Origin of the sequence: Pseudomonas sp. CM25, from assembly GCF_013179705.1 — a bacterium.
Taxonomy (GTDB): Bacteria; Pseudomonadota; Gammaproteobacteria; order Pseudomonadales; family Pseudomonadaceae; genus Aquipseudomonas.
This window is the reverse complement of record NZ_JABMCW010000703.1, coordinates 1-698: the sequence shown is the minus strand read 5'-3', so window position 1 is coordinate 698 and position 698 is coordinate 1. Positions and strand designations below refer to the sequence as shown.

At 62.2% G+C, this 698-nt stretch carries 1 protein-coding gene; it reads right to left on the bottom strand.

What is annotated here, in order from left to right:
• Positions 1-698 (bottom strand): cation:proton antiporter (locus HP546_RS30810; RefSeq protein ID WP_172233804.1); only part of this gene is annotated, 698 nt, incomplete at both ends.

Sequence of the window (698 nt, the reverse complement as noted above, 5' to 3'; positions counted from 1 at the left end):
AGGCCCGCTGCAAAAACCGCCAGGAATCCATACCCGTGGATGATCTCCGACACCACATAGGCCAGGGCAATAAGGGCGAGCGCCAGGTAATCGTTTGGCGAAACCGTACTGTCTTCATGCTGGATTCGCAGGTACAAGGTCAGTTTGCCCAAGCCCCGGCCCATCCAGTATCCGCATGCGATGCCAGCCACGACAGCCCAGGCGACATCCTTGATCAGCCAGCCGCCCAGCCATTGCGCAGGGTCTGTTGCCTGCATCAGTAGCAGGCCGAGGATGACAAACGGGAATGCCACCCCATCGTTGAGCCCCGCTTCCCCCGAAAGGCTGAACCGGACAGGGTCGTAATCCTGGGCATCAGCGACTTGCACAAGTGTCGCAAGTACCGGATCGGTGGGGGCGAGAATGGCGCCGACCAGCACCGACATGCCCCAGCCGAGGTGCAGGCCGAAATGGGCGACCAGGCTGACCCCGACGATACAGATGACCATGACCGGGCCAGCCAGGAAAAACGCTGTCCACCATCTGCGGCTGCGCAATGGCAGGCGCAGTTTGAGCCCGCTTACGAATAGCGAGAACAACACTGCCACTTCCGTCAGGTGCTCCATCCAGCCGCTGGCCTGGGCGATGTCCAGGTGCAGAAGGCTCACGCCGGACGGGCCCAGGCCGATGCCCAGGGCCAGACAGACGACAGACGTCGT